Source organism: Bordetella muralis (genome assembly GCF_965139205.1).
Lineage (GTDB): Bacteria > Pseudomonadota > Gammaproteobacteria > Burkholderiales > Burkholderiaceae_B > Bordetella_A > Bordetella_A muralis.
Genome location: NZ_CBCSIU010000006.1, coordinates 37,204 through 56,253 on the forward strand (window position 1 = coordinate 37,204; position 19,050 = coordinate 56,253).

General features: G+C 60.6%; 20 protein-coding genes. 10 read left to right on the forward strand and 10 right to left on the reverse strand.

All coding sequences use genetic code 11. The annotated features are described in order from the left end of the window. Positions 1-106 precede the first annotated feature (106 nt). Complete coding sequence (locus ACNA0I_RS11130; protein WP_415806071.1) at positions 107-460, reverse strand: YciI family protein; 354 nt, start codon at positions 458-460, stop codon at positions 107-109. A gap of 107 nt (positions 461-567) precedes the next feature. Here ACNA0I_RS11130 and ACNA0I_RS11135 point away from each other — a divergent pair, with 107 nt between their 5' ends. Further along, positions 568-696 (forward strand): hypothetical protein, encoded by a 129-nt coding sequence (locus ACNA0I_RS11135; RefSeq protein WP_415806072.1) that lies wholly within the window; start codon positions 568-570, stop codon positions 694-696. 111 nt (positions 697-807) lie between these two features. Here ACNA0I_RS11135 and ACNA0I_RS11140 read toward each other — a convergent pair whose 3' ends face one another. Next, positions 808-1,428: a DUF937 domain-containing protein gene (locus tag ACNA0I_RS11140; protein WP_415806073.1), complete on the reverse strand. Its 621-nt coding sequence runs from the start codon at positions 1,426-1,428 to the stop codon at positions 808-810. A 202-nt stretch (positions 1,429-1,630) separates the two neighbouring features. Between ACNA0I_RS11140 and ACNA0I_RS11145 the strand changes: the two genes are divergently transcribed. After that, positions 1,631-2,497, forward strand: a complete 867-nt coding sequence (locus ACNA0I_RS11145) for a ParB N-terminal domain-containing protein (protein WP_415806262.1) — start codon at positions 1,631-1,633, stop codon at positions 2,495-2,497. A gap of 27 nt (positions 2,498-2,524) precedes the next feature. Here ACNA0I_RS11145 and alkB read toward each other — a convergent pair whose 3' ends face one another. The 4 genes from alkB to ACNA0I_RS11165 all read right to left on the reverse strand — a co-directional run bounded on the left by alkB (position 2,525) and on the right by ACNA0I_RS11165 (position 6,779). Next, positions 2,525-3,175, reverse strand: a complete 651-nt coding sequence (gene alkB / locus ACNA0I_RS11150) for a DNA oxidative demethylase AlkB (protein ID WP_415806074.1) — start codon at positions 3,173-3,175, stop codon at positions 2,525-2,527. Between the two features lie 179 nt (positions 3,176-3,354). Beyond that, the gene (locus ACNA0I_RS11155) at positions 3,355-3,684 is read right to left on the reverse strand and encodes an I78 family peptidase inhibitor (RefSeq protein ID WP_415806075.1); all 330 of its coding nucleotides are present in this window, start codon (positions 3,682-3,684) and stop codon (positions 3,355-3,357) included. Positions 3,685-3,887: 203 nt separating this feature from the next. Then, a complete protein-coding gene (locus ACNA0I_RS11160; RefSeq protein WP_415806076.1) occupies positions 3,888-5,972 on the reverse strand; it encodes an acetate--CoA ligase family protein in 2,085 nt (694 codons plus the stop codon). Between the two features lie 3 nt (positions 5,973-5,975). Next, on the reverse strand, positions 5,976-6,779 hold the full coding sequence (locus ACNA0I_RS11165) for an enoyl-CoA hydratase/isomerase family protein (protein WP_415806077.1): 804 nt from the start codon (positions 6,777-6,779) through the stop codon (positions 5,976-5,978). 183 nt (positions 6,780-6,962) lie between these two features. Between ACNA0I_RS11165 and ACNA0I_RS11170 the strand changes: the two genes are divergently transcribed. Then, positions 6,963-7,763, forward strand: coding sequence for an IclR family transcriptional regulator (locus ACNA0I_RS11170; protein ID WP_415806078.1), 801 nt, complete (start codon positions 6,963-6,965; stop codon positions 7,761-7,763). Positions 7,764-7,835: 72 nt separating this feature from the next. On the opposite strand, the gene ACNA0I_RS11175 is transcribed toward ACNA0I_RS11170, so the two are convergent. Both ACNA0I_RS11175 and gorA read right to left on the reverse strand, forming a co-directional pair. Next, a complete protein-coding gene (locus ACNA0I_RS11175) occupies positions 7,836-8,963 on the reverse strand; it encodes a 3-deoxy-7-phosphoheptulonate synthase (RefSeq protein WP_415806079.1) in 1,128 nt (375 codons plus the stop codon). A 110-nt stretch (positions 8,964-9,073) separates the two neighbouring features. Next, positions 9,074-10,432, reverse strand: a complete 1,359-nt coding sequence (gorA, locus tag ACNA0I_RS11180; protein ID WP_415806080.1) for a glutathione-disulfide reductase — start codon at positions 10,430-10,432, stop codon at positions 9,074-9,076. Between the two features lie 215 nt (positions 10,433-10,647). On the opposite strand from gorA, the gene ACNA0I_RS11185 reads away from it, so the two are divergent. Then, positions 10,648-10,944, forward strand: a complete 297-nt coding sequence (locus ACNA0I_RS11185) for a hypothetical protein (RefSeq protein ID WP_415806081.1) — start codon at positions 10,648-10,650, stop codon at positions 10,942-10,944. A gap of 57 nt (positions 10,945-11,001) precedes the next feature. Here ACNA0I_RS11185 and pdxR read toward each other — a convergent pair whose 3' ends face one another. After that, the gene (gene pdxR, locus ACNA0I_RS11190; RefSeq protein WP_415806082.1) at positions 11,002-12,507 is read right to left on the reverse strand and encodes a MocR-like pyridoxine biosynthesis transcription factor PdxR; all 1,506 of its coding nucleotides are present in this window, start codon (positions 12,505-12,507) and stop codon (positions 11,002-11,004) included. Positions 12,508-12,581: 74 nt separating this feature from the next. Between pdxR and ACNA0I_RS11195 the strand changes: the two genes are divergently transcribed. Next, positions 12,582-13,304 carry a GNAT family N-acetyltransferase gene (locus ACNA0I_RS11195; RefSeq protein WP_415806083.1) on the forward strand — a complete coding sequence of 241 codons (723 nt, stop codon included), beginning with the start codon at positions 12,582-12,584 and terminating at the stop codon, positions 13,302-13,304. 34 nt (positions 13,305-13,338) lie between these two features. Here the strand turns inward: ACNA0I_RS11195 and ACNA0I_RS11200 are convergent, their stop codons facing one another. Next, the gene (locus tag ACNA0I_RS11200) at positions 13,339-13,674 is read right to left on the reverse strand and encodes a thioredoxin family protein (protein ID WP_415806084.1); all 336 of its coding nucleotides are present in this window, start codon (positions 13,672-13,674) and stop codon (positions 13,339-13,341) included. 293 nt (positions 13,675-13,967) lie between these two features. Here ACNA0I_RS11200 and ACNA0I_RS11205 point away from each other — a divergent pair, with 293 nt between their 5' ends. From ACNA0I_RS11205 to ppk2, 5 genes are all read left to right on the forward strand, one after another. Beyond that, positions 13,968-15,824 (forward strand): phosphoenolpyruvate carboxykinase (GTP), encoded by a 1,857-nt coding sequence (locus tag ACNA0I_RS11205; RefSeq protein WP_415806085.1) that lies wholly within the window; start codon positions 13,968-13,970, stop codon positions 15,822-15,824. Between the two features lie 93 nt (positions 15,825-15,917). After that, on the forward strand, positions 15,918-16,439 hold the full coding sequence (locus ACNA0I_RS11210) for a DNA-deoxyinosine glycosylase (protein ID WP_415806086.1): 522 nt from the start codon (positions 15,918-15,920) through the stop codon (positions 16,437-16,439). Between the two features lie 83 nt (positions 16,440-16,522). Then, the gene (locus ACNA0I_RS11215; protein WP_415806087.1) at positions 16,523-16,681 is read left to right on the forward strand and encodes a helix-turn-helix domain-containing protein; all 159 of its coding nucleotides are present in this window, start codon (positions 16,523-16,525) and stop codon (positions 16,679-16,681) included. 42 nt (positions 16,682-16,723) lie between these two features. Continuing rightward, positions 16,724-17,719, forward strand: coding sequence for a D-cysteate sulfo-lyase (cuyA, locus tag ACNA0I_RS11220; protein ID WP_415806088.1), 996 nt, complete (start codon positions 16,724-16,726; stop codon positions 17,717-17,719). Positions 17,720-17,870: 151 nt separating this feature from the next. Then, positions 17,871-18,791: a polyphosphate kinase 2 gene (ppk2, locus tag ACNA0I_RS11225; RefSeq protein ID WP_415806089.1), complete on the forward strand. Its 921-nt coding sequence runs from the start codon at positions 17,871-17,873 to the stop codon at positions 18,789-18,791. Positions 18,792-19,050 lie beyond the last annotated feature (259 nt).

Sequence of the window (19,050 nt, forward strand, 5' to 3'; positions counted from 1 at the left end):
TCGACAACAAAACGGATATTCAGGGAAAACCCTAATCAATCGGTGCAGTAATTGGCTTAGCAAGGCCAGGTGACAACTCAGCTTCCCGCAGACCTGTTACCGCAAATTAAGCGAAGCAGGGCCCGAGTTCGCGTATTTCCACCGTGCACCATTGTGCGGCGGGACATTCGGCAGCGATGGCGATGGCCTGCTCACGCGTGTCGCAGTTCAGCAGAAAGAAGCCGCCGATCATTTCCTTTGCCTCGGCATAGGGGCCGTCCAGCAGGCGTTGCCGGCCATCGCGCACTTGCAGTTTCACGCCTTCTTTTTCTGACTTGAGGGATTGGGCGTCTTGCAGCAGACCGCGTGATTTCAGATCCGCTGCGAATTGCAGCATGCTGTCGTAGGCGGCATGACCTTCCTCAGGTGTGCGCTGCGCCCGTTGGCCGATCGGCTCGACGATGAGCATCATAAAAGACATGACAGTCTCCTGAATAGGCGAAGAATCGCAGTCTAGCCGGGCAGTGGGGCGAATGGAAGCGTCAGTTGGTCGGGCGCGCGCTCGACAACACGAATACGGATCCCCGCGTGCGAGGCAGACTGCGCAAAGCCATGATTGCCGATCTGGTGGGGCCGCAGGGGATGTTCGATACGCTGCCACAGGCCTTGTCGGCTGGGGGCGCATCGCAGATGCCAGACGTTGTCGCGACGGCGTAGTAAAGCTGGGCGGAAGCGTCAGGCGCTGGACGCTGTCCAGCGCCTGACGAAGACCGCAAGGGGCAACCCGGCAGGTGTAGTCGAGGCCGGTTGCGTGCGCGCTTACGGAATTTATTTTTTACCGAAGAGCCCGCCGCCCATTTTCAGCAAGTCACCCAGGCCGACTTGGCCATCGCCGTCTTGGTCCAGCAGCGAGCCCAGGAGGCCGCCACCCACACCACCTTGCTGTTGGGCGGCGTCGCGTTCCTGGCCGAGTTGGGCGCCGAGTCCGCCAGCGTCCAGATTGCTGCCCTGCATGCGATTGGCCAGAAAGGCCATGACGATGGGGGCCAGGATCTGGAGCAGGTTCGACGCATTGCCGCCGCCCAGGCCAGTCGCTTGGCCGAGGTTTTCTTCGGCGCGTTGCTGGTTGCCGCCAAAGATGTTGCCCAGAATGCTGGCACCGTCGGATTGGCCCGCACCGGCAGACCCGCCGCCGAGCAACGAACCCAGCAGTCCACCCAGATCGGCGCCACCGCCGGCATGGTCACGCTGCAGTGCGCCAAACAGGGCGTCGGCGCCTCCGGGTTGCGAGGCGTTCTGGCCCAGCGTGCCCAGCAACATGGGCAGCGCGGCGCTGACCGCATCTTGCGTTTGAGCCGTATCGGTCCCCAGTTGTTGAGAGATTTGTTGCATCGGCCCGCCTTGTAACTGCGCGAGCAATTCGTCGGAAAGCGTAGTGGGGGAGTTCATGGTGTGTTCTTCCTGGTTAAAGGTGGCCTAAGCGTACCACCGGATAGCGTCGCAAGTGTGTCCTTGACAGTTGTTGATGATTGGTCCGGGCACGGGGGGAGCGCGGTCTTGTCGGACGCTATCTCCCCAGCAGCGGCCGGATCGCGAGGCCAATGTTCTAATAGCGGTCGCGCAGACGAACTACATGCCCAAAATCGCTACGATGACGATCCAGATTAACGAAGAGTTACGAACTTATATAGACCCGCTGAGCGCTGACGAATACGAGGCGCTCGAGCGCAGCCTCCTGGCAGACGGGTGCCGCGATGCACTGGTGTTATGGGGCGATGTCCTGGTCGATGGACATAACCGCTATGCGCTGTGCACCAAACACGGCATCGAGTTCAAGACCACGCAAAACACCCGCTTTAAATCGATGGACGACGTGCGGTTATGGATGATTGAAAATCATCTGGGCCGACGCAGTGTCTCGGATTTCCAGCGGGGAGTGTTGGCCTTACGCAAGAAAGAGATCTTGCAGCAGCGGCGGCAGGAGCTGGAGGCACAGCAACAGGCGCAGCAGGCGGACGCCGGCCCAGCCGACGAGGCGGAAACCTCTGCGGCATCACCGGCCGAGCCGGTGGTGATTCCCAATCGCCAGGCCCTGGCACGTGCGGCGCGGGTCAGCAGCAATACGCTAGGCCAGATCGAAAAAATTCAAAAAGATGCCGCGCCAGAACTGGTGCGTGCGGTCAAGTCCGGCGAGATTTCCATCAACGCCGCTGCGGCGGTCGCCGAAATGCCGGTCGACAAGCAGGTCGCCGCCGCGGCCGAAGGGCGCAAGGCATTGAAGGAACTCGCGCGCCAAGCCCGCGAGGCGAAAGCCAAGGCAAAGGTACCGTCAATGGACACTGTTGCCGGGGAAGACGAGTTGGAAACAGAGCCTCCCGTTGAGGCCGTCGAGGACTATCCCGCCGAGGTGGCGCGCCTGCGTCGACTGGTGGCGGCGCTGACCGAGGAACGCGATAGCCTGAAAAAGAAAGTCATGCACTTGACCGTGGCATTGTCCGAGGCGCGTCAGGACAAATAGGGGGAACGGTGCGGTTGGTCGGGTGTTTCAGCCCGCCCGGCGAAACGTCAGATTGATACGCATGGCGCCCAACAAAGGATGCGTGGCGTCTTTCAACGCAGACACGCCGTGATACCGCAGTCGATCCCGACCTCCCCATACGGCGACGTCTCCGTGCTGCAACGGCACGCGTTGCGCGCGGTCACTTCGTTGCTCCCCGCCAAACAGGAATGTCGCGGGAACTCCCAGCGACACCGATACGATAGGCGCGCTGAAATCCCGTTCGTTCTTGTCCTGATGCAAGCTCATGCGAGCGCCCGGCAGATAGCGGTTGATCAGGCAGGCATCGGGCTGAAAATCGGCAAAGCCGGCAGTCTCCGCAGCCCGCTGCGCCAGCCGTAGAAACGACGCCGGCAAGGTGGGCCAGGGCTGTCCGGTTTGCGGATCCAGCTGGGTATAGCGATAGCCACGCAGATCCGTTGTCCATCCGAGCGCACCACAGTTCGTCAGCGCGACAGACATCCTGAATCCGCCGGGCGTCACCATATGGCGTAGCGGCGCAGCCGCGAATATGGCGTCCAGCTCGGGCAATAGGGCATCAATATAGGGCAGCGCCAAGCCTCGCAATACGACAGCTTGCGGACCCAATTGCACGTTGGCCGGGGCGACTGTATCGGGGGCAAACAGGTCCAGATTCATGGCAAGTCCGCGTCGGCGGGTAGAGGGTGTTTCGTTGCACTGGCCCGCGGTTGCGCCATGATGGTCATACGACCATGGGCGACGAGGCCGGAGTGTGCGTCAGAATCGTTTATGACTCTAATATAGGCATCCTTGCGATGCCAGACACTCCGGCTTTTGCGCTTGAACTCGTTGGGTGCTCAGCCGCAGCGCAACGCGCTGATCGAGCCGTCGCTTTCGACGATCACGTTCAAACGAGTGGGGTTGTATTCCATGGTCATGACCTCGCCGGGTTTCAGCACACGCAGTTGCGTCGCATTGGCGCCCGAACTCAGCGTGCGGTTAAGCGATTCCGAGTATTTTTTACCCACCTGATCTTGTACCGATTGTGCGTCGCAGGTAGTGGCCGTGCCAGCCGACGCGCCACTGCCGCCGTACGTACTGGTATCCGATGAAGTGTGCTGCGTTCCAGAGGAGGCGCAGGCGGTGAGGCCGGCGACGAGGATAACGGGAAACAGCTTGCGCATCATGAGAGAAACTCCTTCTTGCAAATTAGTTGTCAATGATAGACCAGCTTGATCATTGATTTGTTTGCATATGATTCCACGGCGGGCCGGCGGTTCTGCTATTCGCCGGGTGTGTCGGGATCAGGAGGCTATCAGTGCGCCTGAAATTTCCATTGTATGGAATTTTCAGGTGGGGAACGCAAGCCCGTTTCTCCGTCTCTCGGTGCTCAGGCGAGTACGGCAATACCATCCGCGGCACGTACGCCTTGACCTGCAGGCAGCACGAACAGGGGATTGATTTCGGCTTCGACCAAGCGGTCGCCCAATTGTGCGGCCATTTGCGAGAACGCAACGATGGCGTTCGTCAGCGCCTGCAGGTCGGCTTTTGGCCGGCCGCGGAAACCGTCGAGCAGCGGCCATGTCTTTAATTCGCGCACCATGTCGAGGGCGTCTTCGTGGCCGAGCCCTTTGTTGCCGGATGGCAGCAAGCGCATGGTGGTGTCTTTGAACAGTTCGGCAGTGACGCCGCCCATGCCGAGCAGGATCGCCGTGCCGAGCGGATCGCGATGCATGCCGAGAATCAGCTCCGTGCCACCGGTAACCATTTCTTGAACAAGAAAGCGCTGAGGCTCGATGCCTGTCTTGCTTTGTACTTCGTCCTGCATAGCCCGCAGGCGCTCACCGATCTGCTCGGCCGTGAGATTGATGGCGACGCCGCCGACGTCGCTCTTGTGTGTAATTTCACCAGAGAGGATTTTTAGCGCGACACGCGTATTAAAGATACGGGCAGCTTGTTCCGCGCCAGCCGGTGTTGTTACCACGGTTTCTTGCGCGCAGGGCACGCCGAAGCGCGCGAACAACTGTTTGGCTTGCGCTTCGTCCAGCGAACCTGCCGGCAAGTCTGCTACGTCGATCGGCGCAGCAGGCTCCGAATGTGTCGGCTCCCTCCAGTGCGCGTGCTGCAGCATGCCGGCCAGCGCGACGGAACACGCCTCCGGGATGGCGAAAGCCGGGACGCCGCGCTGTGTGAGCAGGGCGCCGACATTTGGCGCGTGAGGACTGACGAAGGCGATCACGGGTTTGTCGCTTTCGGGTAGGCAGTCCTGGATGGCGCCAGCCATCAGCTCCGGCATGGCGAGGCCCGAAGACCCCACGATGATGGCGAGCGCGTCATAGCTGGGACTTGCCAGCAGCGCCCGGATGGCTCCACGCAACAGATCCGGTTGCAGGCCGGCCAGGGTGACGTCGATGGGATTGCGATCCAGCGCGGCATGGTCGCCGGTTTGCAGCGCGCGCAATTGCGCAGCGGTATCGGCATCGGGGACGGGCGTATCAAAACCCGAAATGCCCAGGCTGTCGGACACCAGCGTACCGGCACCACCGGTCGAGGTCAGTATCGCGACGCGATTCCCGCGCAGCACGCGGTCTGTGGCCAGCGCACTAGGGATATCCAGCAAATCGCTGAAAGTCTGTGCGCGAATAATGCCGACTTGCTTGAACAGTGCGTCATACATGCGATCAGCGCCGGCCAGGGCGCCCGTGTGCGACACCGCCGCTTTTGCGCCGGCTTCCGAGCGGCCGATCTTGAAGGCGACGACCGGCTTGCCGGCACGGGCGGCCTTCAGGGCTGCAGTGCGGAATTTCTCCGGATTGCGCACGCTTTCGACATAGAGCGCGATGACTTTGGTGGCCTCGTCGTCAGTCAGGTAGTCAATGAAATCGGCCAAGTCCAGGTCGACCTCGTTGCTGGTCGAAATGAGCTTGGACAAGCCGATTCCGCGAGAGGCCGCGCGGGACAGCAGTGCACCGAGGATGCCGCCGCTTTGCGACACCACGCCGATGGAGCCGGCTGGGAAATGATCCATTTCCAGTGCGCCGCTGGCCGATAGCACGATGTTATCGGTCAGGTTTACCAGACCAATCGTGTTGGGTCCCAGGATGCGCATGCTGCCTGCGGCCTCGATGAGTTCGGCTTGCCGGCGCGCACCCTCCGCACCGACTTCGGTGTAGCCGCTGGCCAGCACGATCGCTGCTGCCGTACCGAGCTGTGCGAGATCACGCACAGCCAAGTGCGCGCGTTCGGCGCCCAGCAGTACGATGCCGACGTCGGGGACCGACGGCAGCGATGCAATGTCGGGATAGCAGGGCAGGCCGTCGATATTATCGACTCGTGGATTGACAGGATAAATGTGACCGGTAAAGCCGTGCTTGCGCAGATAGGAAACAGGGCGGCCAGCGGTCTTTCTGCTATCGGCGGAGGCGCCGATGACGGCTACGCTGCGTGGATTGATGAGGCGGGAGATGGGGCTCATGATCTACTCTTTGCTGGTGCGCTTTTCGGCGGCCTTGGCCAGAAAGGCCATGACCGATTCGCGGTGTTCGGTGCTCGTGTAGCAGATGCCTTGCGCTTGGCTGCCTTGTGCAAACACCTGCTCAGCCGACATTTCGAAACTCTGGTTGAGAATGGTCTTGCCGAGTGCCAATGCGGTCGCGGAGCCTTGACTCAACTCGGCAGCCCAGGTCTGCGCATCGATCAACAGCTGTGCTGCGCTGGTGGTGCGATCCACAATGCCCAACTGCAGGGCTTCTTCGCATTCGACTTTTCGACCCGTGAAAATCAGCTCTTTTGCTTTGGACAAGCCCACCCGGCGCGGCAGGAAATACATGCCGCCACCGTCCGGGACGATGCCGCGATTGATATACGACCAGGTAAAGCTCGCGGCATCGCTGGCAATGATGAAATCGCAGGCCAGAGCGGTGTCTGCGCCCAGGCCCGACGCAGCGCCATTGACGGCAGCAATGGTGGGCTTGGGCATGGAGTGCAGCAACGATTGTGTGTAGTGCACCCGCTGCTGGCGATGCCAGCCATTGAAAGCGATTTCCCCAGCGGGGGCGTTCATACGCCGTTCCATCCCTGCTACATCGCCACCGGCACAGAACCCCTTTCCGTTGCCGCTGAGCACCAACGCGCGGATCGCTTTGTCGGCACTGATGCGTTCCAGCGCCGCGATGAATGCGCTGCGCATATCGTCGCTCATGGCATTGCGTTTCTCAGGGCGGTTAAGCAGCAGTGTGGCAATGCCGTCGGTAACCGTCAGTTCGATCAAATCCGTGGTCATGTCGCGAGTTTTCCTTGAGTCGGCTCAGTCGTTGGCAATGTGGCTTTTCTTGATGCGTTTGCGTCAAACCATTGGTTGCCTTGTGCTAGGTAGTTTAGGTGTCCGAGCCGCAATGTGTATCCCCTAAATTCCATTGAATGGAAATGGTGCTAAGCTGCTGCGTCGCTCTCATTTCGCTACATCATGTCCGATTCTTCTCTCCAGGCTGTGCGCCGCCAGCATCACGAAGACCCTGTGTTGAACCGTTCGTTGGTGCGTGGGGTCGAGATCCTGCGCGCGTTTCGCCCAGGAGCGGATCAACTCGGCAATGGGGAGATTGCGGAAAGGACTCAACTCTCGCGCGCCACGGTCAGCCGTCTGACGCAGACGCTAGTCGAATGCGGGCTGCTGGAGCATGATCGGGTGAGGCGGACTTATCGCCTGGCCACGCCGGTGTTGAGTCTGGCTCACGCGATGCGTGCAGGCTCACCGGTGTTGAATGCGATCGCGCCGTTAATGCGTGCGATGGCCGAGAAAATGCGGATCAATGTGGGGCTGGCGACTGCGGATCGCGACGAGATGGTCTATCTGGAATCCTTTCGGTTTAACCGCAAGGTGGCACTGCGCAGTGTCGTCGCGGGGCAGCGTGTGCCGATGGAGCTCACCTCGCTGGGCAGGGCCTATCTGGCGGTAGTGGATGATGCGCAGCGGCAGGCACTGCTGGAGCAGTTTTGCCGGCGGCGCAGTACTGACTCGCGCCATCTGCTCGACGAAATCGACGCTGCCAAGCTCAGTGTCGATACAAAAGGCTATTGCGCTGCCTCATGGCAGCCGGAGGTGGTGGCAATGGCAACGCCTCTTGTGCTGCCAGACCGTCCCATCTACGTATTGAATGTCAGCGTCAGGACCACGGCCAGTATGTCAGAGACGCAGAAGCAGCTGGGCAGCCCGTTGCTGGAACTCCGCGAGAAGGCGAAGACCGCGTTACTCACTGCTGACGCTTGACCGACTATGGCGGTGACCGCACTCGGCGACATACATGATGTGCCAAGTGCGTGCAGGGTGCAACGACGCTGATCAACCAGCCTTGCGTGCGCGCCGTTTGCGTACGGCCTCGGCCAGATCGGCCAGCACCGGTTCGGTCTGTGTCCAGCCCAGGCAGGCGTCGGTGATCGACACGCCATGACGCAACGGCACGCCGGGTTTCAGGTCCTGGCGGCCGGCCTCCAGATGGCTTTCGATCATGACCCCAATGATGCGCGAATCGCCGTTGGCGAGCTGTGTACCGATATCGCGGGCCACGTCGATCTGGCGCTCGTGCGATTTGTTGGAGTTGGCATGCGAACAGTCGATCATGACTTGTTCGCGTTGGCCTGCGGCCTTCAGTGCGTCGCAACTGGCGTCGACGCTGGCAGCGTCGTAGTTGGGGCCTTGTTTGCCGCCACGCAGGATCACGTGGGTGTCGTCATTGCCGCGCGTCTCGAAAATCGCGGCCATGCCCATTTTGGTCATGCCCATAAAGGCGTGTTTGGCGCGAGCGGCCACGATCGCATCGGCGGCGACCTGCATACCGCCGTCGGTACCGTTCTTAAAGCCCAACGGGCAGCTCAAGCCGGACGCCAATTGGCGATGGCTGGGGCTTTCCGTGGTGCGTGCCCCGATTGCGCCCCAGGCCACCAGATCGGCAATGTATTGCGGGCTGAGCAGGTCCAGGAATTCGGTGGCGATGGGCAAGCCCAATTCGCTGATTTCCAGCAGCAGTTCGCGCGCGCGACGCAGCCCCTCGTTGATACGGAAACTGCCATCGAGGCGCGGGTCGTTGATATAGCCCTTCCAGCCGACGGTGGTGCGCGGTTTTTCAAAGTACACGCGCATGACGATCAGCAGGTCTTTGTCCAGCGATTGTGCGGCGGTTTTCAAACGGCGCGCGTATTCCAGCGCTTGATCATGGTCATGGATGGAACAGGGGCCCACCACGACGACCAGACGGTCATCGCGGCCGTGCAATACGTCGGCGATCTGGGCGCGGGCATTTTCGACGAGGGCCAGTGCTGCGGCGGGAATCGGCAGTTCATCCTGCAGCAGCGCAGGGGAAATCAGTGGACGTACCGCACCGATACGAACGTCATCGATGCGGGTGGTGTCTTGGGTGGAGTCGGCCTGGCCGACTTCACGGTCGTGGTGGGAATCGTCGATACGGGTCATGATGATCTCGGGAAAAGGGGGCCGCGCGCTCGACGGCTACTGCGACAGAGTCGGCAGTGGGCGGATAGAGCGTGCAGAGGGCTATCTGATTGGCGTTGATCGTATCCGGGTCACTCTGCAACGGGTGTGCGCAGGGTGACGAATTCCTCGGCCGCCGTCGGGTGAATGCCGATGGTCTCGTCAAAGACCTGTTTGGTCGCACCCGCTTTCAGCGCGACGGCCAGGCCTTGCACGATTTCGCCCGCGTCGGGGCCAACCATGTGGCAGCCCAAAACGCGGTCGGTGTCGGCGTCAACTACCAGTTTCATCAGCGTCTTTTCCTGGATGCCGGTCAGTGTGAGTTTCATCGGGCGGAACCGGCTTTCGAAACGCTTGATGCGATGGCCGGCCTCGAGCGCCGCCTCGGTCGTCAGGCCGACGGTGCCGATATTGGGCAGGCTGAATACGGCCGTCGGGATCAGATCGTAATCGACCTTGCGATATTCGTCGGGTTTGAACAAACGGCGGGCTACTGCCATTCCCTCGGCCAGGGCCACTGGGGTCAGCGGCACGCGGCCGATCACGTCACCAAGGGCAAGGATCGAGGGTTCGCTGGTGCGATATTCGTCGTCGACGGCGATAAAGCCGTCTTCGTTGAGCGTTACCCCCGTATTTTCCAGCCCGAGGTTGTCCAGCATGGGGCGGCGGCCGGTAGCGTAGAACACGCAATCGGTCTCGATGATTTCGCCGCTTTTCAGGGTGACACTCAGTGTGCCGTCATCGCGTTTGTCGATGCGGGCAATATCGGCGTTGAACCGTAAATCCAGGCCTTTTTTGATCAACTCGTCGCGCAGGTGTTCGCGTACGCTGCCATCAAAACCGCGCAGAAACAGGTCGCGTCGATACAACTGCGTGGTTTGTGCGCCCAGGCCATTGAAAATCGAGGCGAATTCCACCGCGATGTAGCCCCCGCCCACGACCACGACGCGGCGCGGCAGTTCAGGCAGGAAAAAGGCCTCGTTCGAGGTGATGGCGTGTTCTTTACCCGGAATATCAGGGATCTGTGGCCAGCCGCCAGTGGCCACCAGGATATGCTCGGCCGTGTGGCGCTGGCCGTTGATTTCCACGGTATGAGGATCGACCAACCGGGCATGGCCTTCGTGCAGGGTCACACCGCTATTGACCAGCAGATTGCGATAAATGCCATTGAGGCGCTCGATTTCGCGGTTTTTATTGGCGATCAGCGTGGCCCAGTCAAAGCCCGGTTCCCCGACGGTCCAGCCAAATCCCGAGGCTTGCTCGAAATCCTCGTGAAAATGCGCGCCATACACCAACAGCTTTTTGGGTACGCATCCAACATTCACGCAGGTGCCGCCCAGATAGCGGCTTTCCGCAATGGCTACACGAGCGCCGAATCCCGCGGCAAAGCGCGCGGCACGTACGCCGCCTGAACCTGCGCCTATGACGTATAAGTCGAAATCGAAAGCCATTACGAATCCTTGTTACGAGTCTGCATGGTGGGACGCCGTGGCCCACACAATTTCTGAAAAGAACAGTATTAAACCGCTAATCTTAAACCGCCATCCGGCGGGTATGCTGCGGCCTGGCTGGTGGCGCCTCAGCACAGGCCTCGCAGATGGGATACATTCTGACGGTGGTGCCGCCGTATCTGGCGGTGTTCGGGGTGATTCCGTGATGGGAATGCATGCAGACTGAAACTAGTTTCTTTGGCTCGGTAGGCGCCGTGTTAGGCGAGGTGATCCGTGCCATTGTGTCGGGCATCCGCTATGTCTTTAGCGGTCTGGGCTCGGCGATCGGGGATTTTTTCTCGGGCCTGGCCGGCGCATTGGGAATGAGCTCGTCGATATTTCATTTCGCGCTGCTGCTCCTGGGCCTGGTCTTGCTGTGGTCTGCGGTCAAGGCCTTTATGGGGCGCTCCATTGTGTCGGGATTGTTCTGGTTGCTATTGGCGATGCTGTTGTTGTCCGCTCTGATCAGTTAGCACGAGCCGAGGCCCGCTCCTGGCTGGGGCATTTTCCGGCGAGCGGGATTGTCGTCCTTATGCCGTGCGCCCTGCAGTGGTTTCCACGATCAGTTTGGCAAGCCGCTTGATGAGGGGCTCGAACAGATCCGCCGAGGTATTGCCATAGCCCAGTACCAGTCCATTGTCTTCTGCAGTCGGCTGCAGGGCAAAGGCCGACAGGGCCGTGGGCGCCATGCCCGCCCGCCGCGCCGCAGCAGCGAGTTGCCGGTCTGGGATGTCTGGCGGCAGTCTCAGGGTCAAATGCAAGCCGCCTTGTCCGCCTAATACTTCATGCGAGACCGGCAGATGCAAAGCCAAGGCCGTTCGCAACGCGGATTGCCGGTCGCGATAGAGACGCCGCATGCGGCCCAGATGGCGGGCAAATTGGCCGCTTTCCATAAAGTCCGCCAGGGCGAGCTGTTCATGCCGATGGCCGCCGCGCAGTAATTCGTGCACGGCAGTATGTAACGAGCCCGTCAGCCCTTCGGGCAATACGAGGAATCCGACGCGCAGGGCGGGAAACATGGTTTTGCTGAACGTGCCGATGTAGACCACCGGGGCGTTATCCGCGAGCCCCTGCATCGCAGGGATCGGATCGCCCTGGTGGCGGAATTCGCTGTCGTAATCGTCCTCGATGATCCAGGCGTTGTTGCGCCGGGCGCGATCCAGCAGGTCCAGGCGGCGAGCGGCGCTCAGCACGGCGCCCGTCGGATATTGATGCGAGGGCGAGGTGTAGATCACGCGTGGCGTATGGGTGTGCCAGAGCGCGGCAGGCGCAGCCAGGCCCTCGGCATCAACGCGCACCGGTATCACCTGCAGGTCTCCTGCCTGGAGTGCTGCTTTGATCCCTCGATAGCCCGGGTCCTCCACCCAGGCGATATCGCCGGGATTGCTCAGCAGCCGTACGCACAGGGTCAACGCCTCTTGGGCGCCCTCGGTAATCAGGATCTGCTCTGCCTTGCAGCGCACGCCGCGGGATAAACCCAGATGTCGGGCGATGGCTTCACGCAGCGCCGGCTCGCCCGCGGGCTCGCCATAGCCCAGTGTGCTGGCGGGCATATCACGCAGCGTACGGTCCAGCGTACGGCGCCACGCGTTGAGCGGAAAATGATTGAGCGCCGGCGTCCCTGGACGCAATGCCATGCCAGCCTCGACGCGGCGGGGCGATGGCGTCAATCGGCTGACGCGTTGCGCGGCGCCGGCGCCTGTGGGGGCGGGGGCGACCCGCGCCGTCGGTGCCGCTGGCAGCGCGGCGACCCGCGTTCCCTGACGATCCGCCCGGACATAGCCCTCCGCGGTCAATTGCCCATAGGCCAGCATCACGGTATTGCGCGAAATGCCGAGCTGTTCTGCCAGAGCACGCGATGCAGGCAACCGGCTACCCGCGGGCAGCCGCCCGTCCAGAATGGAGGCCTTCAGTCTTTGCAACAATTGCCGCTGCAGCGTGTGGCCATCCTGAGGAGGCGACAGCGGGCTGTCCAGCAATGGGGCTGGTGTATCCATGGCACCATCAAATAGTCTGATATTGGATCTTTTTACCATGCCACGATTCAGCTAGCCTTATGGCCTGTATTTGCATGACACCGTTGTCCACCGATCATCAGAAGGAACTACGTATGCCGTCGACCAGCGCCTGGACTCAACAGCCCGTGGGCGATCCCCTCCCGAATTGGACCGCGCGTCCGCGGCCCCCGCATGAGGCGATCGCGGGACATTACTGCCGGCTCGAGCCGCTGGATGCGGCGCGTCATGGCGCCCAACTGTATGCCGCGTTTCGCCAGACGCCTGACGATGCTGACTGGACATATACGCTGGCCGGGCCATTCGCCGACGAGGCCAGCTATCTGGCATATGCGCGTACGGTGCAGACCTCTGAGGATCCCCAGTTTTTTGCCGTTATCGATTCGGCTACGGGACAAGCGGTCGGCACCTTGGCCGCCATGCGCATTGATCCGGCCAATGGCGTGATCGAGGTAGGCAACGTGGCCTATTCGAATCTGCTCAAACGCACGCCTGCCGGCACGGAGGCCCAGTATCTGCTGATGCGCCGGGCGTTTGATCAACTCGGCTATCGCCGCTATGAATGGAAGTGCGACAGCCTGAATGCGCCGTCGCGTGCCGCTGCGCTGCGCATGGGATTTCAGTTCGAGGGGATTTTCCGGCAGGCCGTGGTTTATAAAGGGCGCAATCGGGATACTGCCTGGTTTTCCATCATCGATTCGGAATGGCCGGCCGTGTGCAGCGGCTTTGAGCAATGGCTCGCGCCGGATAATTTCGACGCCGAAGGGCGTCAACGCCGCCGGCTGTCAGATTTGATCGAGTCGGCGCGGACGGCTTGACCGTCCGAGCACCGGATAACTGGCCACCTGAACGTCAGGGTAGCTCTGCGGGGTAACTATCCAGCGCCAGACTGATCTGCTGGCGCAGGTCCCATTCCGCCAGCGATGCATTGACGGCGCCGTAATAGGCGCCGTCGCGCACGAGGAATAGGGCGGGCAAATGAAAGACCTCGTAGCGTTCGACCAATCCCCCGTTATCGCCCGCATCGATCCAGCACAGGCGCTCGACCGGCAGGTCCAGCTCGGGCAACTGTTCCCGCGCGATGCGGCACGTGCCGCAGGTACGGCTATGAAAGGCCAGCAGCGACAAGCCCGGGGCATCCAGCAGGTAGCGGTCAGCAGTACTATCGTTGAGTTCGATTTGTTGCATGGGAAATGGGCGGCTGAAAATCGCTATGTTATCGGGGTTTACCCTGTTTTCGCGAAACGAATACCGCGGAATGCAGTACGCTCGACGACTTCTGAATTCGCGTCAAGGCACTCGTGCATCTGTTCATCCTATCCTCGTTGACGATACAACAGACATACGATGTTGCATTCCTGATGCCCCGAATTGGTTCGGCGGGCGTGCGGGCAAGTAATATTGCGAAATCAGATAAATAGATGAAATGCGGGTCCTCATGGGGGACCCGCATCGTTTTTTTATTAAAGGAGATGGTCCCGATGAATAAGCCGTTCGACGGAGAAGTCGCCTCGCTTAACGTACCCGAATACGTCAAGCACAAGGGGTTGGTCGAGTGGGTGGCGCGTGTGGCTGCGCTGACAAAGCCGGACAATGTGGTCTGGTGCGATGGTTCCCAAGAAGAATACGACCGACTGTGCGAGCTGATGGTGCAGGCAGGCACCTTGCGACGATTGAACCCGGAAAAGCGGCCGAATTCGTACCTGGCCTGGTCCGACCCCTCCGATGTGGCGCGCGTCGAAGACCGCACCTTTATCTGCTCGCAGCATGCCGAGGACGCCGGTCCTACGAACAATTGGGCTGATCCCGCTGAAATGCGCGCCACGCTGAATGGCTTGTTTGAGGGTTCCATGCGTGGGCGCACGATGTATGTCGTGCCGTTCTCAATGGGGCCGTTGGGCTCGGATATCGCCCACATCGGTGTCGAGCTGTCTGATAGTCCCTATGTCGTGGTCAACATGCGCATCATGACCCGCATGGGCCGCGCCGTGTTTGACGTGCTGGGCAGCGATGGCGAGTTCGTGCCTTGCGTGCATAGCGTGGGCGCCCCGCTGGCAGCAGGCCAGGCCGATGTGGTGTGGCCGTGCAATCCGACGAAATACATCGTTCACTATCCCGAAACGCGCGAGATCTGGAGCTTTGGCTCGGGTTACGGCGGCAATGCCTTGTTGGGCAAAAAATGCTTTGCCTTGCGGATCGCGTCGACCATGGGCCGCGATCAGGGCTGGTTGGCCGAACATATGCTGATTCTGGGCGTGACCTCGCCCAAAGGCCGCAAATATCACGTCGCCGCGGCATTCCCGTCGGCGTGCGGCAAGACCAACTTTGCCATGTTGATCCCGCCCGAGGGTATGGACGGCTGGAAGGTCTCCACCATCGGCGACGACATTGCCTGGATCAAACCGGACGCCGAAGGCCGCCTGCGTGCCATCAACCCCGAAGCGGGTTATTTTGGCGTGGCGCCTGGCACCAGCGAAAAGACCAACTTCAATGCCATGGCCACGTTGAAAGCCAACGTCATTTTCACCAACGTGGCGTTGACTGATGACGGCGACGTCTGGTGGGAAGGCATGACCGATACGCCGCCCGCGCATCTGATCGACTGGCAGGGTCAGGATTGGACGCCCGCGAGCGCGAAGGAAACTGGCCGCAAAGCCGCTCATCCGAATGCGCGCTTCACTGCACCTGCCTCGCAATGTCCGTCCATCGACCCTGAATGGGAAAACCCCAAAGGCGTCGTCATCGACGCGTTCATCTTTGGCGGCCGTCGCTCCACCACCGTGCCGCTGGTCACCGAGGCCCGTAATTGGGTCGAAGGCGTCTACATGGCGGCCACCATGGGCTCTGAGACCACGGCTGCGGCCGCAGGCCAGCAGGGCGTCGTGCGCCGCGACCCGTTCGCCATGTTGCCGTTCTGCGGCTACAACATGAGCGACTACTTTGGCCATTGGCTGAAACTGGGCAAACGCCTGCAGGATGCAGGTGCCAAGCTGCCTCACATCTATTGTGTCAACTGGTTCCGCAAAGGGCCGGATGGCAAATTTGTCTGGCCGGGTTTTGGCGACAACATGCGTGTTCTGAAGTGGATGCTGGGCCGCATCGATGGCACGGCCAATGGTGTCGAGCAAGTATTCGGCGTATCACCCACGTATCAGGACATCGATTGGACCGGCCTGGAATTCAGCCCGGATCAGTTCCAGCAAGTCATCTCGGTCGATGTGAAATCGTGGCGTGATGAATTGGCGCTGCACGATACCTTGTTCCAGCAATTGGCACAGGGGCTGCCGGGTGAATTGCCGGGTGTGAAGTCGTCGATCGAGACGCGTCTGGCTGCGTAATACGGACGGCGTGTTTTCATCGTCACGTTGCAGGAAAAACGCGGCGCCTGGATACTGTCCGGGCGCCGCGTTTGCTATTGGGAGCTTTCCGCTGTGCCGGTTTCAAGTCATGTTTCGGGCTTTCCGCCACTGATCTCCCGGCATGCGCGGGTGCTCGTGCTGGGTACCATGCCGGGGGTGGCATCGCTGCGCGAGCAACAATATTACGCACATCCGCGCAACGCGTTCTGGCCGATAGCGGCGCAGTTGTACGGCTTTGGCGCGCAGGCCTCGTATCAGGTGCGTTGCGAGGCATTGAAGGCAAATGGGATAGCGCTGTGGGACGTGCTGCAGGCCTGCGAGCGTCCCGGCAGTCTGGATGCAAATATCCTCGCTGCCAGCGTGGTGCCGAACGATTTCGAGATGCTGTTTCGCCTGCATCCGGGCATAGAACGCGTCTGTTTCAATGGCGCCAAAGCCGCGGCGTTGTACAAGCGGCACGTGCTGCCGGCGTTGGGACTCTCGCGCGAACTGCTGTACTTCGAATTGCCGTCAACCAGCCCGGCGCATGCCGCCATGAGCCTGCAGGACAAGTCGACGGCGTGGCGGCGAGCCCTGGACATGCCTGTGCCATAGCCATGCACTGCACGCGCCGGTCCAGGTTGCAACGCTACAATCCCACCATACCGGTTCTTCCGCCAGAAGGGGTGTGAACGGATTTGCGGCAGCTCGTATATTTTTACTATGCCGCTGAACTAGGCAGCTTCACTCAGGCGGCGTTAATGTTGGGCGTCGGGCAGCCAGCGCTGGGCCGCCAGGTGCGGCGCCAGGAGCTGCGTCAAACCTGCGGAGCCCGGCGCGGCATGTCACGACACTGAGGTCTTTTTGTTTCGCCAATCCACCACTGGAGTTATCGATCAATGAATCTCGCCAAATTTCCGCGTAAACGGTTGGGCCATTTTCCGACGCCGCTCGAACATATGAAAAATCTGAGCGAATATCTGGGAGGGCCGGACATCTACATCAAGCGCGATGATTGCACTGGGCTCGCCACGGGAGGCAACAAGACCAGAAAACTGGAATTCCTGATCGCCGACGCGCTCGCCAAAGGCGCCGATACTGTCATCACCCAAGGCGCTACGCAGTCCAATCACGTGCGCCAAACCATCGCGGCTGCTGCCATCGTCGGCATGAAAACCAAGGTGATTCTCGAGGCACGCGTTACCAACCTGGACGAGGAATACGCCGAGTCCGGAAACGTGATGCTCGACAGACTGCTGGGTGGCGAAATCGTCGCGCGCGTGCCGGCGGGTACCGATATGAATGCTGCCATGGCAACATTGGCCGACGAGCTGCGTGCAAAAGGTTCGAAGCCCTACATTATTCCCGGCGGCGGCAGCAACCCTATCGGGGCTTTGGGTTATGTCGCCTGCGGTATGGAAATCATGCAGCAAGCCTATGATCTGGGACTGAATATCGATTCGGTGGTCCATGCCACCGGCAGTACCGGCACGCAGGCAGGCTTGCTCGCGGCGTTCGAAGGCACGCAAAGCGGCATTCCCGTCATGGGCATCAGCGTGCGCGCAAAAAGGGCCCCTCAGGAGGCCAATGTGCTGAAGTTGGCTAATGAAACCGTCGCGTTGCTTGGGCTATCGACAAAAATTCAGGCGTCCGCCTCACGCGCCGATGACGGCTACGTGGGTGATGGCTATGGTCAGCCCACGCCTGGAATGATCGAGGCCCTGACCCTGTGCGCGCAGAAAGAGGGCATTTTGCTCGATCCTGTGTATTCAGGAAAAGGCATGGCCGGGCTGATCGGTCAAATTCGCGCAGGCCAGTTTACGCGTGGCCAGAATGTCGTGTTCGTTCACACGGGCGGGTCGGTCGCGCTGTTTGGATATCGATCGGTGCTTTGATTCAATGGGCGGGAATGCCGAGGCCGGCTGCTTGTGAGTCAGCCGGCCAAGCCCCCAGCCTCTGACGAAATCCGCCGTGCAACAACGCTGTCAACAATCCTTCATCTGCGCCCGCTACGCTGTCAAAAACGGGTAAAGGATCTCTGACGCCATGAATTTTGAAGACCGCGACGAACTGCGACGCCGCATCGAAAACGATTTGCTCGACAGCCTGGACGAAGAGCTGGAGCTGGAAATCGAAGACCGCACCTATGATCTGGCACAGCAGGAGGGTGGCGTTGCCCCGGGAAATGAAACACACGCCCAGCGAATAGCCTATTTCCGTGAGCTGTTTCGTCTGCAAGGCGAGTTGGTCAAGCTGCAGAACTGGGTCGCATCGACTCGGCAAAAAGCGGTCATCATTTTCGAAGGACGCGATGCAGCGGGCAAGGGCGGCGTGATCAAGCGCATCACCCAACGCCTGAATCCCCGCGTATGCCGCGTAGTTGCCTTGCCCGCACCCAACGATCGCGAGCGTACACAATGGTATTTCCAGCGTTATGTTGCACATCTGCCTGCAGCCGGGGAACTCGTGTTGTTCGATCGCAGTTGGTACAACCGGGCAGGCGTCGAGCGCGTCATGGGGTTCTGTTCGGACGAGGAATACGAGGAGTTTTTCCGTTCGGTGCCGGAATTCGAACGCATGCTCGTGCGTTCCGGGATCAAGGTCATCAAATACTGGTTCTCGATCACGGACGAGGAACAGCATCTGCGCTTTCTCGGCCGTATCCACGATCCGCTAAAGCAATGGAAGCTCAGCCCCATGGATCTGGAATCGCGCCGCCGCTGGGAGGATTACACCCGCGTCAAGGAGGCGATGTTGGACCACACACACATCAACGAGGCGCCGTGGTGGGTCGTGCCTGCCGACAATAAAAAGCAGGCACGGCTCAATTGCATCCACCATCTGCTGTCGCAGTTTCCCTACCAGGAAGTCGAACGTGAAGAGGTGATCTTGCCGGAGCGCGTGCGCAACAAGGACTATATCCGTCATCCGGTGCCAAGCGAGATGATCGTGCCCCAGGTGTATTGAGGCCGAACAGCATCACGATATCGCGCCCATAGCGGTCCGACAGCATGCCGGCCACCGGGCACAGCAACAGGATCACCAGCCCCGACACCGCGGTGCAGAGCTGCCCATCATGGCCGCAAGCTGCGCGCTCATGCCGACGAGGTCGGCAAAATACTTGAGGAGGTGATGCTGGTCCCCCTGAACCACACCGAACGCCAAGCGCTTTCGAGTGGCTCGAGAAAATGTCGGTCTGGGTCAAGGGCGACGGCATGTCAGCCGA

Coding starts and splice junctions, on each gene's coding strand:
- ACNA0I_RS11200 (WP_415806084.1), bottom strand. CDS start 13,674: ATGCAACAAATCGAACTCAACGATAGTACTGCTGACCGCTACCTGCTG.
- pdxR (WP_415806082.1), bottom strand. CDS start 12,507: ATGGTAAAAAGATCCAATATCAGACTATTTGATGGTGCCATGGATACA.
- gorA (WP_415806080.1), bottom strand. CDS start 10,432: ATGGCTTTCGATTTCGACTTATACGTCATAGGCGCAGGTTCAGGCGGC.
- ACNA0I_RS11175 (WP_415806079.1), bottom strand. CDS start 8,963: ATGACCCGTATCGACGATTCCCACCACGACCGTGAAGTCGGCCAGGCC.
- ACNA0I_RS11185 (WP_415806081.1), top strand. CDS start 10,648: ATGCAGACTGAAACTAGTTTCTTTGGCTCGGTAGGCGCCGTGTTAGGC.
- ppk2 (WP_415806089.1), top strand. CDS start 17,871: ATGAATTTTGAAGACCGCGACGAACTGCGACGCCGCATCGAAAACGAT.
- ACNA0I_RS11140 (WP_415806073.1), bottom strand. CDS start 1,428: ATGAACTCCCCCACTACGCTTTCCGACGAATTGCTCGCGCAGTTACAA.
- ACNA0I_RS11145 (WP_415806262.1), top strand. CDS start 1,631: ATGACGATCCAGATTAACGAAGAGTTACGAACTTATATAGACCCGCTG.
- ACNA0I_RS11195 (WP_415806083.1), top strand. CDS start 12,582: ATGCCGTCGACCAGCGCCTGGACTCAACAGCCCGTGGGCGATCCCCTC.
- ACNA0I_RS11170 (WP_415806078.1), top strand. CDS start 6,963: ATGTCCGATTCTTCTCTCCAGGCTGTGCGCCGCCAGCATCACGAAGAC.
- ACNA0I_RS11165 (WP_415806077.1), bottom strand. CDS start 6,779: ATGACCACGGATTTGATCGAACTGACGGTTACCGACGGCATTGCCACA.
- cuyA (WP_415806088.1), top strand. CDS start 16,724: ATGAATCTCGCCAAATTTCCGCGTAAACGGTTGGGCCATTTTCCGACG.
- ACNA0I_RS11155 (WP_415806075.1), bottom strand. CDS start 3,684: ATGATGCGCAAGCTGTTTCCCGTTATCCTCGTCGCCGGCCTCACCGCC.
- ACNA0I_RS11205 (WP_415806085.1), top strand. CDS start 13,968: ATGAATAAGCCGTTCGACGGAGAAGTCGCCTCGCTTAACGTACCCGAA.
- alkB (WP_415806074.1), bottom strand. CDS start 3,175: ATGAATCTGGACCTGTTTGCCCCCGATACAGTCGCCCCGGCCAACGTG.
- ACNA0I_RS11160 (WP_415806076.1), bottom strand. CDS start 5,972: ATGAGCCCCATCTCCCGCCTCATCAATCCACGCAGCGTAGCCGTCATC.
- ACNA0I_RS11130 (WP_415806071.1), bottom strand. CDS start 460: ATGTCTTTTATGATGCTCATCGTCGAGCCGATCGGCCAACGGGCGCAG.